Origin of the sequence: Marinobacter sp. (assembly GCF_048266785.1) — a bacterium.
In the GTDB taxonomy this organism is placed as follows: Bacteria; Pseudomonadota; Gammaproteobacteria; order Pseudomonadales; family Oleiphilaceae; genus Marinobacter.
This window is the reverse complement of the sequence record NZ_JBLWYX010000015.1, coordinates 1-14815: the sequence shown is the minus strand read 5'-3', so window position 1 is coordinate 14815 and position 14815 is coordinate 1. Positions and strand designations below refer to the sequence as shown.

Sequence of the window (14815 nt, the reverse complement as noted above, 5' to 3'; positions counted from 1 at the left end):
TTTCGGGCCTGTTGCTTTCTGGTATGCTGTCAGCATCCAGTAACCCCCTCCCATCGCTGCGACATTCCACATACACTGTCGTGGTGATGATGCTTAACTGAAGATATGTTCATGGCCAAGCCTAATCTGAAGCCCGCTAGTACTGATCCAGAAACCAGCCGAATCAAGGTGCCCCCTCATTCCGTTGAGGCGGAGCAGGCGGTGCTGGGCGGCCTGATGCTGGACAACCGGCGGTTTGATGAAATCACCGAGATAATCTCCGCAGTGGATTTCTATCGCCAGGATCACAGGCTGATTTTTGGCGCGGTAGAGCGTCTTGCCAGCGAGAACGAGCCGCTGGACGTGGTCACCCTGGCTGAGTTTCTGGAGCGGGCCGGTGATATAGAAGATGCTGGTGGGTTGTCTTATCTTGCTGCACTGGCGGAAAAAACTCCGGGCGCTGCCAATATCCGTGCCTATGCCGAGATTGTCCGCGAGCGCTCGATTCTGAGGCAGCTTGTGGAAGTTTCCGGGAAAATTTCAGATTCCGCTTTTAATCCCCAAGGCCGCAATAGCAATGAGATTCTGGATGAAGCTGAGCGAAACGTATTCCAGATCGCTGAATCCAGGGTTAAAGAGGGTTCAGGCCCTCAGTCCATCAACCCGATACTGACCAAAACTCTGAGTCGCATCGAGGAGTTGTTCGAGTCTGGTGAGCAGACAACGGGTCTTACCACCGGGTTCAGAGATCTGGATGAACAGACGTCCGGTATGCAGCCGGCCGATCTTATCATCGTGGCCGGTCGACCCTCTATGGGCAAAACCACATTCGCCATGAACATTGTCGAGAATGCGCTGATCAGCACGGGCACTCCGGTTCTGGTCTTCAGTATGGAGATGCCGGCAGATGCGCTTGCCATGCGTATGCTTTCATCCCTTGGGCGTATTGATCAAAGCAAGGTTCGAGGCGGCAAGCTGGAGGAAGATGACTGGCCCAGGCTGACTTCTGCCGTCAGCCTGCTCAAAGACAAACCGTTGTATATTGATGATACGCCCGGTCTCAGCCCTACTGAACTGCGCTCCCGGGCGCGAAGAATTGCGCGTGAGAACGACGGTAAAATCGGCCTGATTATGGTGGACTATCTGCAGTTGATGCGGGTGCCAGGTAACACCGAAGGCCGGACCGCAGAGATCTCCGAGATTTCCCGGTCTTTGAAGGGCATTGCGAAAGAACTTAGTTGCCCTGTTGTAGCGCTTTCGCAGCTTAACCGGAGCCTTGAACAACGCCCGAACAAACGCCCAATCAACTCCGACCTGCGGGAATCGGGTGCGATTGAGCAGGATGCCGACGTTATCATGTTTGTGTATCGTGATGAGGTATACAACGAGGATACATCGGATAAAGGTGTTGCCGAGATCATTATTGGTAAGCAGCGTAACGGTCCAATTGGGACGATTCGTCTGGCGTTTATCGGCAAATACACTAAGTTTGAAGATCTGGCCCACGGTGACTACAACGACTATGGTGGTGAATACTGATGCCGCGCAGCACAACTGCCCACATTGATCTGGATGCCCTGCGTACCAATTACCGCACAGCTTGTGAGCGTGCGGGCAGTGCCAGGGTTATGGCTGTTGTTAAGGCTGATGGTTATGGCCACGGTATTGCCCGGATTGCATCCGCCCTGGCAGACATTGCGCCCAAATATGCCGTTGCCTGCATTGAAGAAGCTTTTGCTATTCGTGCGGCAGGCCATCCTCAGCCGGTGGTATTGCTCCAGGGTGTGCATGCTGCGGATGACCTGGCGGACTGCGTAGGAAGTCAGTTCGAGCCAGTGCTGCACGGTGAACACCAGGTGGAGTGGATGGCGCAGGGTCACCACCTGCCGGACTTCTGGCTGAAGATTAACACCGGCATGAACCGCTTGGGCTTTCGGTCCGAGGACGTCCCGGCTGTTATGGCCAGGCTTGAGAAAATGAGCGCTTTTGCGCGGCTTCAGGGCTTTGTCAGCCACTTTGCTTGCGCCGACGATGCCGGCAGCACAATGACGTCTGCCCAGACAGCCACCTTTGAAACGGCAACCTCGCCTTGGCCCTCGCTGATGAAAAGCGTGGGCAATTCTGCGGCCCATTTTATTCCTGGCCAACCACTGTTTGACTGGAGTCGTCCGGGCATCATGCTTTACGGCGGCTCACCCATAGTCGGCAAGACAGGCCCCGAGCTGGGCCTTGAGCCTGTAATGACCCTTGAGGCGCCTTTGATAACCACTCGGACTGTCAGGGCAGGTGAGAGCGTCGGTTATGGGGCTGCCTGGGTCGCGGAGCGCGACACCCGGATGGGTATGGTGGCGATTGGCTACGGAGACGGCTATCCCCGCCATGCTGGCACGGACACACCGGCCGCAATTGGTGGTCGCCGTATCCGGCTGATTGGCAGGGTGTCCATGGATATGCTGGCGGTGGATCTGAGTAATGCGCCGGAGGCCCGGGAAGGCGATCTGGTTGAGCTCTGGGGACGCACCGTTGGAGTGGATGAGGTAGCCAGCTGTGCTGGCACCATTTCTTATGAGTTGCTGACGGGCATCACCAGCAGGGTTCCTCGCATCTGCCGATAGTTTACTCAGACATCTTCAGGTTGATGAATGATGTCCTCGATGAAATCGAGAATAGAGGCCAGACTGCGGTCATCGAGTTTTTTAAGCACTTTGTGGACGACCATTTTACTGCCTTTGAGCATGCTGCTGATGCCCACTCTGGCCATGCCCAGCATCATGTTGCTGGCTCTAAGACGCCGAAGTGGCTCCAGGAAAAAGAAATCCAGGCCTGCGTCGGTCAACAATAGCGGGAAGCCATTGGCCGGCCGAATCCCAAGGCATGTCATATCAGTAATATTCGGAGGCATTGACCCTAGTGCATGTACTTGTCGTTCACGATTATGGTCCCTTGGGAAAAGTTCTGCTTGAGCGGCTCAGGGAGACATCTCTGCATGTCAGCCCCTTGCTGGTCAGTGACCCTGCAAGCGCCAACCTCAGTGCGCTGGAAAGCTGGATCCCGGAAGACACCGATCTGATCGTCAATGCGCTATGGCTGGCAGATCCCGAAGCTGCCGAAATGGACCCGGAAGGCACTCACAGAGCTGCGTTTTCCTTGCCGGTGGCCATCGCGGAGTTTGCCCGCGACAGAGATATTGCGTTGTTCCAGTTGTCTTCGTGTTATGTGTTTGATGGCCGCAAACAGAGTGGTTATATCGCTTCCAACCCCGGCCAGCCGGTAAATGAATTGGGCAACTGGCAGTGGGAGTGCGAGCAGGCGTTGCGCACGCTCTTGCCCCGGCACATCATTTTGCGCACCGGCTGGAGCCTGAGCCGTTTTATTCGGAAGGTTCAGGCCAGCACGGCCTCTGCCAAGGCTTTGGCTTTGCCTGGGCGGTGTGTGGGCCAGCCTGTGTCTGTGAGGGATCTCGCGCGGGTAATGACTGCGGTTATACAGCAGTTGGATTGTGGTGCGGAAGTGTGGGGGACATTCCAGTATGCCGGCGCCGAGGAAATCAGTTTGTATGAGCTGGGTCTGGCGATTGCCGGCTTACCGGGAATTCCGGAAAGTCTTCATGTGGTGGACGACATGCCGGCATGGGGAGCTTTGGAACCGCCAAATACCACGCTCATCTGCACAAAAATCCGCAATACGTTTGGCATCAAACAGTTTCCCTGGCGCTCCGGGCTGGTTGAGGAGTTGGCAATACTGAGGAGCGAGGCGAAGCAGGTAGGGGCCCGAACGCCGACCGCATAGCGGCGGGCGGTTTCGGAAAATCCAATCTATTACTGGCAGCCTTGGCGGGAAAACTCCCGGGTTACCAGTTGCAGTGCTTCAACATCCAGCAGTTCTACTTCCCGGCCCCGCGCACGGATAATGCCCTGGTTCTGGAAGCGGGTAAAAACACGGCTGACGGTTTCAACAGCGAGTCCCAAGAAGTTGGCTATGTCATTTCTTGCCATGGGCAGGCTGAAGTTCGTGGGTGACATGCGCCGGCGCTGGAAGCGGCTCGACAGCGACAGAAGCAGAGACGCAATGCGCTCCTCGGCTGTGTTTTTGCTCAACAGCATCGCGAGCTGATGACTGTTCTGAATTTCCTGGCTCATCAGGCGGTACATGTGGTGCTGCAGATCCGGCAGCTTGCCAGTGAGTTCTTCCAGCTTTTCTACCGGGAACTCGCACACGCTGGTGCGCTCCAGTGCCTTGGCTGTGCAGGCATACGTTTCACCGCTCATGCTGTCCAGGCCGACAATTTCACCAGGCATAAAGAAGCCTGTGACCTGCTCTTCACCGCTTTCGGTAATAATTGATGTCTTGATTGAACCGCTCTTCACAGCAAAACACGAACGAAACTGCGTGCTCTGATCAAAAATGTGTTCGCCGCGATTGTAGATGCGCCCCTGTTGAACGATGTCTTCCAGACTGTCCAGATCGTTATCCTGAACAGCGAGTGGCAAACACAGGTTGCTCAGGCTGCATTGATGACAGGAAGCTTTCAGAGGAGAAGAAGCCTGGCGGAATCTGAGTGCTTGGGCCATTGGGCATAACCGTCCGATTTGATGCAAGTCAAATAGCTACTTTAATACGCGAGCGCCACTTTGCCAATGACCAAACTTAAGGATATGTGCATTTAGTAGAAATAAAAGGCGGGGTTGCCCAGAGCCAAACCCCGCCTTTATAGCCTTTAGACCGGCAGTCTCTCGAACACCAGCGACGCGTTTGTTCCGCCAAAGCCGAAGCTGTTGGACATAACAGTATCAAGCTTCGCGTCCCGGCTCTGAGGGCCCACCAGAGGCATGCTGCCAATGGCTTCATCTAGGGAGGAAAGGTTGGCGGTGCCGGAAATAAAGCCGTGTTGTAGCATCAGCAGGGAGTAAATGGCCTCATGAACGCCTGCCGCGCCGAGGGAATGCCCTGAGAGAGACTTGGTGGAAGAAATGGCGGGAATATCTGCACCGAACGTTTTCTGCACAGCGCCCATCTCGGCTAAATCGCCTACCGGAGTACTGGTGCCGTGGGCGTTGATGTAATCAATTTTCCCGCGAATGGTCGCCATGGCCTGCTTCATACAGCGCTCGGCACCTTCGCCAGAGGGCGCCACCATGTCGTAACCATCTGAGGTAGCACCGTAACCGGTGAGTTCTGCAAGAATGTTGGCACCACGCTTTTTCGCATGTTCCAGTTCTTCAAGCACCACCATGCCGCCGCCACCGGCGATCACAAAGCCATCCCGACCGGAATCGAAGGGGCGAGATGCGGTTTCAGGCGCATCGTTGTACTTGGTGGAAAGCGCGCCCATGGCATCAAACATCATGGTGAGGCTCCAGTCTTCCTCCTCACCACCACCGGCGAAAACAATATCCTGCTTGCCGTTCTGGATCTGCTCCATGGCGTGACCAATGCAGTGCGCACTCGTAGCGCAGGCAGAGGACATTGAGTAGTTCACACCCCGGATTTTATAAGCCGTGGCCAGGCAAGCTGACACCGTGCTGGTCATGATACGTGGCACCATGTAAGGGCCGATGCGTTTCACACCTTTTGCCCGCATGATGTCGGTCGCTTCCACCTGGCTTGAACAGGAGGAGCCGCCAGAACCGGCAATCAGCCCCGTGCGATCGTTGGAGATATGTTCTTCGCTCAGGCCCGCCTGGGCAATCGCCTGCTCCATGGCGAGATAGCTGTACATGGCAGAGGGGCCCATGAACCGTCGCATTTTACGGTCAATAACCGTGGTATCGACGGTCGGAGAACCGGAAACCAGGCTGCGAAATCCCATTTCTTTGTAGGTTTCGTTGAAGCGGATGCCTGAGGTTCCGTTCCTGAGGCTTGCATGCACCTCATCAAGAGAGTTTCCGAGGCACGAAATAATGCCCATGCCAGTGACGACGACTCGTCTCATAGTGTTCTCCTTTAGTGGCGGCGGCCAGAATGGATTGCTTTGGAGGCGGCCTTCTTCTCTCTGAGTTTAGACTCTTTTTCGGCGTCGGCCTTAGCGGCTTCCACAATTTCCTGTTCAACCATCTCTGGTGTTTCAAGAGAAATCCGCCCCAGGGTGCCGGCACGAAACTCATTGAGCAGTACTTCAGAGACCTTGTTCAGGTCGGGTACGCCACCACGGCCGAGGAAATGGCGCTTGGCCGCGATGCCATCCATCACCGCCAAGCCATCCACAGGTAGTTCGTCAAAACCGTAACGCGCTTTTATCAATTCCGGATAGGCTTCTCGCAGGTAGTCGGCCTCAAACAGGGCGATATCTTCGAAATCCAGCACGGAGCTGCGAATGGCTCCGGTGATCGCCAGCCGGTAGCCGCAAGCTTCGGGTGAGAGCTTCGGCCACAGAAAACCGGGGGTATCGTAAAGAAGGATGTTGTCCGGCAGCTTGATGGTTTGCTGTGATTTGGTCACGGCCGGTTCGTTGCCGGTTTTGGTGGCAGGGCGCCCGGCCAGGGTGTTGATCAGAGTGGACTTGCCAACGTTGGGTATTCCCAAAATCATAACCCGCAGAGCGCTTTTCTGACGATCGTGGTTCGGCGTCATTTCACCAGCCAGCCGCAGGATGCCCAGTGCTTCACCGCGTTGGTTATGGGTAAGAGTGATGGTTCTTACACCGCGCTCTTTCTCCAGCCATGCCTGCCACTTTGCGGTAATCTCCGGATCGGCCAGGTCGCGCTTGTTAAGGACTCTGAGCAGCGGAGTTTCCCCGCGCAGCTCGGGCACCAACGGGTTTTCGCTGCTGAAAGGAATGCGTGCATCAAGTACCTCGATGATGAGATCCATCTGAGGCATGATCTTTTTGATCTCCTTGCGGGCTTTGTGCATGTGCCCTGGAAACCAGTTAATAGCCATCGTTTACGCTCCAGCGGTGTTTTAACCGCATCATTATGAAGGGGAATGACTAAACTTTCACATTTGTTTCAATGCACTCGTGTGGCGGGTTCCGGGAGGAAAAGGCGCACAACATGTACAAAAAGAAGGGGTACCGGGGTGAAAAACAGATGCGGGATGTTTTAGGGTGTCACTTCAGATATCTGCCCACGTCTTATAGCTCAATCAAATCGTTCAATTAAATCGTTAACGGAGATTTCTATGAAACTCGCAAAACTGTTCGGTACCGCTCTTGTTGCATTGAGCCTGTCGGCCCCGGCATTGGCCCAGCAAGCAGGCGCTGCTCAGCCGGATCAGGTTACCCAGCTTGCACAGATGGTAGGGCTTTCGGAGGATCAGCAGAAAGAGATTCGCGGCATTCTTGATGAAATGCAGGGCGAGATCCAAACGCTGCGTGAAGAGGCCCGCGGCCTGCAGCAGCAAATGCAGAGTGAAATCAAAGCGGATTATGATGAAGATGCCATCCGTGAACACGGCGAAGATCTGGGTGATGTGACCGGTGAGATCGCCGCGCTTTCAACTCTGATGCAGGCCAAAGTAGACAACGTGTTTACTCAGGAGCAACGCGACGAGCTGGACAAAAAGATGCAACAGATGCGCCAGCAAATGCAGCAACAGCGTCAAATGCAGCAGGGACAATAAGTTCTCTGAGGCTTTAACAGCTCTGTAAAGTGGCCGCCTCAGTCCACTGTGACGTTCGAGGCGGCTTCTTCCAGGGAGTCGATAAGGTGCTTCAGGCGCTGGCTCATGTCAGCACTCTCTCCCAGTTGAACAACCATGCTCTGGGTGGCCTCACGGATACCCTGCACGTTAGCAAGCACATCGTCCGTTCCTGCGGCCTGCTTCGCGGAGACGTTGGCAATTTCTTCGTTCGTCTGGTCAATCCGTCCTACCACCGTGTTAATCGCTTCCAACGCGTTGCGACCTTCTTCCGACTCTTCCACGCAACGGCTTGCTTCAACGGAGCTGCCGGTCATCTGCTCGACGGCGGCTTCCATGGCTTTTAGCAGGCGATCTATCGTGTCCTGAATCTGGCCAGTGGAGTCTTGAGTTCTTTGGGCCAGGTTGCGAACTTCATCAGCCACTACGGCAAAGCCCCGCCCCTGCTCGCCGGCTCTTGCGGCTTCTATAGCCGCATTTAGCGCCAGCAGGTTGGTCTGCTCGGCAATGCCACGGATCTCGGTAACAGCTTTCCCGATTTCATGGCTGTTTTCCGCCAGAACCTCGACGCTGCTTGCGGAGTTGCGAACGGCTGTCGCCAGCGTGCGGATGCTGTCGGCGCTGCGGCCAACACGTTCACTGCCGGACATTGCCGTTTCCCGAGCCTCATGGGAAAGCGTTTTGGCGATATCCGCCTGCGCTGCGATCCCGATAAAGCTCTGCAGCATCTGCTCGATTACTTCTGTGGAACGATCGGCGTTCGCCTGCTGCCGGTTCAGATCATCGCGTCGTGCCTCGGCGGCCGTTGCCAGGGCTTGAGCCTCGTTGTTCAGCCGTTCGGTGGCCTGCTTCATACTCCGCACGACACCGACGGTGCGATCCTGCATGGCATTGAACGCCTGTGCCATTTCGCCGATTTCGTCGCTGGAGTTTATATCTGCCCGTTGGCTCAGGTTGCCACTGCTTTGAACCTGCACCATGGTGTCTTTCAGGCGGTTGATATGCCGCTCAATAAAGGAAATCAATAGCTGGGAGCCCGCCATTTCCACGGCCATGAGCACGGCGACTACGAGAGCAAAGCCTCCTGCGGTATCGCGGAATACGTTAGCGAGGCTTTCCCCGGTGTGGTTGGCAATGCTGTGCATGGCGTAAAACGCCAGCAAGCAAAGAACGATAAGCACAAGGATGTTAAGCAGCCAGAACTTGTACTTCAGCCGGGCGTTTCTCAGCAGCGTTAGCATGGCGACTCAGTCCAGGGTTTTTACGGGGATCTGCAAGGCGTTGGAGGCGGCAGGCACCTCGGGCACCGCGAGCCCCAGGTTGTTCTTGTCGAATACTCTGTCGGCGCGATAGCTTGAGCGAACCATAGGGCCGGAAGGCACTTCCATAAAACCCTTCTCAAGACCGATCTCGCGATACCGGTTGAATGCTTCCGGTGTTACGTACTGCTCTACCGGTAAATGGTTTGGTGTTGGTCGCAGGTACTGGCCCAGAGTCAGAATGTCCACGCCGATGGCACGCAGGTCGTCCATCGTGGCAAGTATTTCTTCTTCTGTCTCGCCCAGGCCCAGCATCAGGCTGGTTTTGGTGAGCACGTTGGGGCGGTATTGCTTGGCATGAGCCAGCACGCTCAGCGTTTTGTGGTAGCCGGCGCGGGGGTCACGTACACGGCGCGTAAGCCTTTCCACGGTTTCCACGTTCTGGGCAAACACCTCAAGGCCGGAATCCAGCACCTTTTCTACATCGGACATCACCGCATCGAAGTCTGGCGTCAGTGCTTCCACGGCAACTTCGGGTGTGCGCTTTTTGATCGCGGAAACGCAGGCGGCGTAATGGGCTGCACCGCCATCATCCAGGTCATCCCGGTCTACAGAGGTAAGCACGATATAGCGCAGCCCCATGAGCTCGACGGATTTAGCGGTGTTTTCCGGCTCGTCTTTATCCAGCCATCCATTGGGATTGCCTGTATCCACCGCGCAGAAACGACAGGCGCGAGTGCACACCGAACCCATCACCATAATGGTTGCGGTGCCAGCGGTCCAGCACTCGCCAATGTTGGGGCAGTGAGATTCCTGGCATACGGTGCTTACCCGGTTTTCGGTGACGTTTTTGCGCACGGCTTCAAAGCGTTCACCCCCCGGCATCCGCGCTCTCAGCCATTTGGGCTTGCGGTCAACCGGTACCGACTCCTGATTTGCTGAGCGCTTCACGCCATCCTTGATAGCCGAAAAGCCATGCTCGTTGCGGAATTTGGAACCACTGGTGACGCGGGGCTTTGCGCTTTCGCTCATTGCAACCGGACTCTCATTGAGACTAAGGGGAATCCTAGAGAATAATCGGCTAGCGGGGGAGTTACAAGGCAGATAGGGGCAATCACGGGGTGCTGGACGGGGTTACCGGGTACGACATTCGTCGTACCCGGTTGAGAGTAGTCAGCGTGAGAGCAGTCAAGCCTGGGCTTTTGCCAGCGCCTGAGTAATGTCGGCCAGTATGTCGTCTATATGCTCAATCCCGATAGACAGGCGCACCAGGTCTTCACTGACGCCTGCGTTCTTGAGTTCCTCCGGGTTCAGCTGGCGATGCGTGGTGGTTGCCGGGTGACAGGCCAATGATTTCGCATCACCAATGTTCACCAGACGGTAGATCAAATCCAGCGCATCAATAAACCTGGCGCCGGCTTCGAGTCCGCCCTTAATGCCGAAGCTTACAATGCCAGATGCTTTGCCGCCGCAGATTTTCTCACAGGTGGCTTTAAACGGGCTGTTCGCCAGAGCCGCGTAGTTTACCCACTCTACCGCAGGGTGATCCTGAAGGAAGTTGGCAACCTTCTCGGCGTTTTCACAGTGGCGCTCCATACGCAGCCCCAAAGTTTCCAGACCCTGCATGATCAGGAACGAGTTGAACGGCGAGAGGGCAGAACCGGTGTTACGCAGCGGCACAACGCGGCAGCGACCGATAAAGGCTGCAGCGCCCAGGGCTTCGGTGTAAACCACGCCGTGATAGGACGGATCTGGCTCGTTCATCATTGGGAATTTTGCGCCGTTGGCTTTCCAGTCGAACTTGCCGGAATCCACAACGATGCCAGCTACGGTGGTGCCGTGGCCGCCAATGTATTTGGTTAGGGAGTGCACAACGATATCGGCGCCGTGCTCGAATGGGCGGCAGATATAGGGCGTTGCCACAGTGTTGTCCACAATCAGCGGAATACCGTGCTTGTGGGCGACTTCAGCCCAGCGGGCAATATCCACTACGTTGCCGGCAGGGTTGCCAATGGATTCGCAGAAGAGCGCGCGGGTCTGATCATCGATGGCTTTTTCGATTGCATCAAAATCATCGTGGCGAACCATGCGGCACTCAATTCCCTGGTTGGGCAATGAGTGGGCAAACAGGTTGTAGGTGCCGCCATACAGTTGGCTGGTGCTGACAATATTATTGCCAACCCGGCAGATGGTTTGCAGGGCATAAGTAATGGCAGACATGCCGGAGGCAACCGCCAGAGAGCCCACGCCGCCTTCAAGGGCTGTCATGCGTTCTTCAAGCACCGAGTTGGTCGGGTTCATGATCCGGGTGTAAATGTTGCCCGCGACCTTCAGGTTGAACAAGTCTGCACCATGCTGGGTGTCATCAAACGTGTAGGACGTAGTCTGGTAGATCGGTGTAGTGGCCGCCTTGGTGGTCGGATCGCCTTTGAAGCCGGCGTGGAGGGCGAGCGTCTCGAATTTCATGTTAACTTCCTTGCGAATGGATAATAGTTGGTGTTATTCGGTTCGGACATCAGTATGCCATATAGATTTAGCGGGGTTTATAACGCTATGCAATCGTGACATGCGGGAAAATACGATGCGATTGAAAGCAGGCAATTACTGCTCAGGAAGAGCGGCTGCATCGGTGTCTGGAAAAACCGTGTCGTAACACCAGGTGAACACAAAGGCGTACACCAGATAAAACAGTGCAAACGAAATATCCACAAAAAGCGCCTCCAGCAATTCGATCTCCATCCACCAGGCAATAATCGGAAGGAAGGCCATTAGCAGCCCCAGCTCAAAACTGAATGCGTGCAGGAAACGAAGCTTGATGGATTTTCGGGTTGAGCCAGTCAACCGTTTTAGCGTGTGGTCAAAGCCCAGATTGAAGATGTAGTTCCACACCGTGGCCAACGTAGCGCCAATGAGCCCGAGCACACCGGTTTTTTCGAGTGAGTAGCCGAAGGCAAAGGCCGCAAGGGGAACGGAAATCAGCAAACCGATAACTTCAAAGGAAACCGCTTGCCGGATTCTGTCGCCGGTGGTTCTCATGAGGTGTCTCCGCAGAGGCGGGGCATAGAGAGTTTCGTTGCCCGGAAATAAAAAAAGGCCGCGACGTGAATCGCGGCCTTTTTCGAATACTGGTAGCAAGGGGCGGAGTTGAACCGCCGACCCCAGCATTATGAGTGCTGTGCTCTAACCAACTGAGCTACCTTGCCATTGCTTCACCAAAGGAAGCGGCGCGTATATTATGTACGGAGCGCCGGAGTGTCAAGAGCTGGCCTGTAAATCTCATCGCGCAATGCCTTTCGTATGTGTGTTATCTTTCTTTAAATGCTTTTGAAACATAGTGTTGAAGCGTTTTCGGGATTTCAAGTCGCCCCCTGAAGGAAATAGGACTTACCATGGTTGAAGACCGCACCGACATCCCCCTGACCTTGAAGTTTGGGCATGAGGAACTGATCATTCGCCGCCGCTACGAGGTGATCAGCATCGTTAACGACTTTTTCATTGCCATCTGGTTTCTTATTGGCAGCATCCTGTTCCTGTACCCGGAATATGAAAAAGCGGCCATCTGGATGTTCATCATTGGCAGTTTCCAGTTTCTGGTTCGCCCCACCATCCGGCTGATCAGGCATATCCACCTGAAGCGGATACCGGCGAGCAACTGGGAAAGCTAGAAACCGTCATCGACAGGGCTGCGGACACCGAATCCGCCTTTGCGAAGAATATTTTGCTATCGTGAATGCAGACAACGCGGCTTGAACGCAAGCATCGCGCACCTAAGGAACATGCCCTCATGCAATTGGAAAAATCTAAAAAGAGAATAGCCAAGAAAGTGAAAATGGGATTTCAGGGCTACCCAACACTTGGTATCTGCTACTCTGGGCCTAATGCTGATTTGGCGACTGAGGTTGCCCTTGAATTCGTTCTGGAAGAAGGAGCGGAGCCGCTAACCGAAAAGTTTTCCACGGAAAGTGATATCCGCGAGGATGAAACTGTCCAGTCTGCAATCGTAAAAACCATAGAAAGGTCAGGTGCACGATCAGTTACGTTGCACGAAGGCGTGAAATTCAATAGTGCAAAATAGGGCAGGTTCACTCTGTCGCTGAATGGTGTGCCATACCGTGATTATGATTCTCTCATGAAGTCCAAAACCAGCCGACTCGATCGTTTTATCAGTCAGAATAGTGATTTTTCGATTTCAGACACGCGCCTTTTGATTGCTCAAAAGCGGATTCTTGTGGATGGCTGTGGGGCGTATTCAATCCAACAAAAAGTGACAGAATTCACTCATGTTGTATTGGATGGTCACTGCTTAAAAGATAACAAGCCCGTTTATCTTATGCTGAACAAACCCAAGGGTGTTGTTAGCGCGACCAAAGACCTTGAGCACCCAACTGTTTTGGACCTTATTCAGCACCCCCGGAAAAACGAACTGCATATTGTCGGGCGCCTGGACCTTAATACCACGGGGCTGGTGTTATTAACCAATGACGGGGCTTGGTCGCGCAAGATCAGTTTGCCTGAGACAAAGCTCGCAAAGACCTACGAGGTTACCTTGTCTAAGCCGTTGAGTGATGAATATGTTGCTGTGTTTCAACAGGGCATTTATTTTGCCTACGAAAACATTACAACTCAGCCCGCATGTTTGGAAATACTCTCCGACTACACCGCCAGGCTCTCACTGGTTGAGGGCAAGTATCACCAGGTTAAACGCATGTTTGGCTTTTTTCAGAACGAAGTGTTGGCACTTCATCGGGTTTCTGTCGGGGATATTTCTCTGGCTGGGCTTGGAATGGGGAAGAGCAGGGCGTTGATGGTTACCCCTCCTTTCACTGAAAGGAGGGTGCGGGACTAATTAAACGTTAAATCGGAAGTGGATAACGTCGCCGTCTTTAACGATGTACTCCTTGCCTTCCAAACGCCATTTTCCAGCTTCTTTGGATCCAGCTTCGCCGTTGTATTTCACGAAGTCGTCGTACCCGATGATTTCCGCGCGGATGAAGCCGCGCTCGAAGTCAGTGTGGATGACGGCGGCGGCTTGGGGTGCAGTAGCGCCGATTTTCACAGTCCAGGCCCGCACTTCTTTCACACCTGCGGTGAAATAGGTCTGCAGACCCAGCAAGCTGTAGCCGGCGCGGATAACGCGATCAAGCCCTGGCTCATCCATGCCCATTTCACCCAGGAACATGCTTTTTTCGTCGTCTTCCAGTTCTGAAATTTCAGACTCGATTTTGTTACAGATGGGAACGACAACCGCGTTCTCGGTTTCTGCAATCTCGCGCACGGTATCCAGGTACGGGTTATTTTCGAAGCCGTCTTCGCTGACGTTGGCAATGTACATGGTTGGCTTGATGGTTAGCAGGCACAGTTCGCGGATCAGTAACAGTTCGTCTTTATCCAGCCCCATGCTGCGCACAGGTTTGCCTTCGTTCAGTACGGGCAACAAGCGCTCAAAGATCTCGATCTGGGCCTTGGCTTCTTTGTCCCCGCCTTTGGCAATCCGCTGAACGCGCTTGATGGCCTTTTCAACGGTATCCATGTCTGCCAGTGCAAGCTCGGTATTGATGATCTCAATGTCGGCTGCAGGATCAATTTTATTGGCAACGTGGATAACGTTGGGGTCATCAAAGCAGCGCACTACGTGAGCGATGGCTTCGGTTTGGCGAATGTTGGCCAGAAACTGGTTGCCCAGGCCTTCGCCTTTGGATGCGCCTGCGACCAGACCAGCGATATCCACAAATTCCATGGTCGTGGGCACTGTGCGTTGCGGTTTAACGATTTCCGACAGTTTATCAAGCCGGGGATCCGGCATGGCGACCACACCTGCGTTAGGCTCAATGGTGCAGAACGGGAAGTTTTCCGCGCCTATGCCTGCCTTAGTCAATGCGTTGAACAGGGTGGATTTGCCGACGTTAGGTAGGCCGACGATGCCGCAGTTAAAACCCATGGAATGCCTCTGCTGGTACGGGGAAATTTGGCCGGATTATACCGGTGTCCGGCAGAGTGTG

Annotated in this window: 15 protein-coding genes, 1 tRNA gene and 2 pseudogenes; 7 read left to right on the top strand and 11 right to left on the bottom strand. The window is 54.5% G+C overall.

Features of this window, described 5'->3' with window-relative positions:
• Nucleotides 1-111 precede the first annotated feature (111 nt).
• Complete coding sequence (gene dnaB, locus ACN0V1_RS17030; RefSeq protein ID WP_417546139.1) at nt 112-1518, top strand: replicative DNA helicase; 1407 nt, start codon at nt 112-114, stop codon at nt 1516-1518.
• Nucleotides 1518-2594 (top strand): alanine racemase, encoded by a 1077-nt coding sequence (gene alr / locus ACN0V1_RS17025; protein ID WP_417546138.1) that lies wholly within the window; start codon nt 1518-1520, stop codon nt 2592-2594. The genes dnaB and alr overlap by 1 nt, the downstream gene beginning before the upstream one ends.
• Before the next feature lie 5 nt (nt 2595-2599).
• Here the strand turns inward: alr and ACN0V1_RS17020 are convergent.
• Nucleotides 2600-2815: pseudogene (locus ACN0V1_RS17020) on the bottom strand (hypothetical protein); the annotation flags it as partial.
• A gap of 74 nt (nt 2816-2889) precedes the next feature.
• Between ACN0V1_RS17020 and ACN0V1_RS17015 the strand changes: the two are divergent.
• Complete coding sequence (locus ACN0V1_RS17015; RefSeq protein ID WP_417546137.1) at nt 2890-3768, top strand: SDR family oxidoreductase; 879 nt, start codon at nt 2890-2892, stop codon at nt 3766-3768.
• Nucleotides 3769-3797: 29 nt separating this feature from the next.
• Here the strand turns inward: ACN0V1_RS17015 and fnr are convergent, their stop codons facing one another.
• From fnr to ylqF, 3 genes are all read right to left on the bottom strand, one after another.
• Nucleotides 3798-4550 carry a fumarate/nitrate reduction transcriptional regulator Fnr gene (gene fnr / locus ACN0V1_RS17010; protein ID WP_417546136.1) on the bottom strand — a complete coding sequence of 251 codons (753 nt, stop codon included), beginning with the start codon at nt 4548-4550 and terminating at the stop codon, nt 3798-3800.
• Between the two features lie 146 nt (nt 4551-4696).
• On the bottom strand, nt 4697-5911 hold the full coding sequence (gene fabB / locus ACN0V1_RS17005; protein ID WP_417546135.1) for a beta-ketoacyl-ACP synthase I: 1215 nt from the start codon (nt 5909-5911) through the stop codon (nt 4697-4699).
• Nucleotides 5912-5922: 11 nt separating this feature from the next.
• Nucleotides 5923-6858 (bottom strand): ribosome biogenesis GTPase YlqF, encoded by a 936-nt coding sequence (ylqF, locus tag ACN0V1_RS17000; protein WP_417546134.1) that lies wholly within the window; start codon nt 6856-6858, stop codon nt 5923-5925.
• 240 nt (nt 6859-7098) lie between these two features.
• On the opposite strand from ylqF, the gene ACN0V1_RS16995 reads away from it, so the two are divergent.
• Nucleotides 7099-7539, top strand: coding sequence for a Spy/CpxP family protein refolding chaperone (locus tag ACN0V1_RS16995; RefSeq protein ID WP_417546133.1), 441 nt, complete (start codon nt 7099-7101; stop codon nt 7537-7539).
• A 38-nt stretch (nt 7540-7577) separates the two neighbouring features.
• Here the strand turns inward: ACN0V1_RS16995 and ACN0V1_RS16990 are convergent, their stop codons facing one another.
• The 6 genes and pseudogenes from ACN0V1_RS16990 to ACN0V1_RS16965 all read right to left on the bottom strand — a co-directional run bounded on the left by ACN0V1_RS16990 (nt 7578) and on the right by ACN0V1_RS16965 (nt 12019).
• Nucleotides 7578-8285, bottom strand: coding sequence for a methyl-accepting chemotaxis protein (locus ACN0V1_RS16990; RefSeq protein ID WP_417546218.1), 708 nt, complete (start codon nt 8283-8285; stop codon nt 7578-7580).
• 159 nt (nt 8286-8444) lie between these two features.
• A pseudogene (locus tag ACN0V1_RS16985) lies at nt 8445-8600 on the bottom strand (HAMP domain-containing protein); the annotation flags it as partial.
• 204 nt (nt 8601-8804) lie between these two features.
• On the bottom strand, nt 8805-9848 hold the full coding sequence (gene lipA / locus ACN0V1_RS16980) for a lipoyl synthase (RefSeq protein WP_417546132.1): 1044 nt from the start codon (nt 9846-9848) through the stop codon (nt 8805-8807).
• Between the two features lie 156 nt (nt 9849-10004).
• The gene (locus ACN0V1_RS16975; protein ID WP_417546131.1) at nt 10005-11282 is read right to left on the bottom strand and encodes an O-acetylhomoserine aminocarboxypropyltransferase/cysteine synthase family protein; all 1278 of its coding nucleotides are present in this window, start codon (nt 11280-11282) and stop codon (nt 10005-10007) included.
• 135 nt (nt 11283-11417) lie between these two features.
• On the bottom strand, nt 11418-11852 hold the full coding sequence (locus ACN0V1_RS16970) for a PACE efflux transporter (RefSeq protein ID WP_417546130.1): 435 nt from the start codon (nt 11850-11852) through the stop codon (nt 11418-11420).
• A gap of 90 nt (nt 11853-11942) precedes the next feature.
• Nucleotides 11943-12019 (bottom strand) — tRNA-Met (locus ACN0V1_RS16965).
• A 186-nt stretch (nt 12020-12205) separates the two neighbouring features.
• On the opposite strand from ACN0V1_RS16965, the gene ACN0V1_RS16960 reads away from it, so the two are divergent.
• The 3 genes from ACN0V1_RS16960 (at nt 12206) to ACN0V1_RS16950 (ending at nt 13662) form a co-directional block, all read left to right on the top strand.
• The gene (locus ACN0V1_RS16960; RefSeq protein ID WP_417546129.1) at nt 12206-12481 is read left to right on the top strand and encodes a YrhK family protein; all 276 of its coding nucleotides are present in this window, start codon (nt 12206-12208) and stop codon (nt 12479-12481) included.
• Nucleotides 12482-12600: 119 nt separating this feature from the next.
• Entirely contained in the window at nt 12601-12891 is a 291-nt protein-coding gene (locus ACN0V1_RS16955; RefSeq protein WP_417546128.1) for a hypothetical protein, read from the top strand.
• 54 nt (nt 12892-12945) lie between these two features.
• Entirely contained in the window at nt 12946-13662 is a 717-nt protein-coding gene (locus ACN0V1_RS16950; protein ID WP_417546127.1) for a pseudouridine synthase, read from the top strand.
• Here the strand turns inward: ACN0V1_RS16950 and ychF are convergent, their stop codons facing one another.
• Nucleotides 13663-14754, bottom strand: a complete 1092-nt coding sequence (ychF, locus tag ACN0V1_RS16945) for a redox-regulated ATPase YchF (protein WP_417546126.1) — start codon at nt 14752-14754, stop codon at nt 13663-13665. It lies immediately after the preceding gene.
• Nucleotides 14755-14815 lie beyond the last annotated feature (61 nt).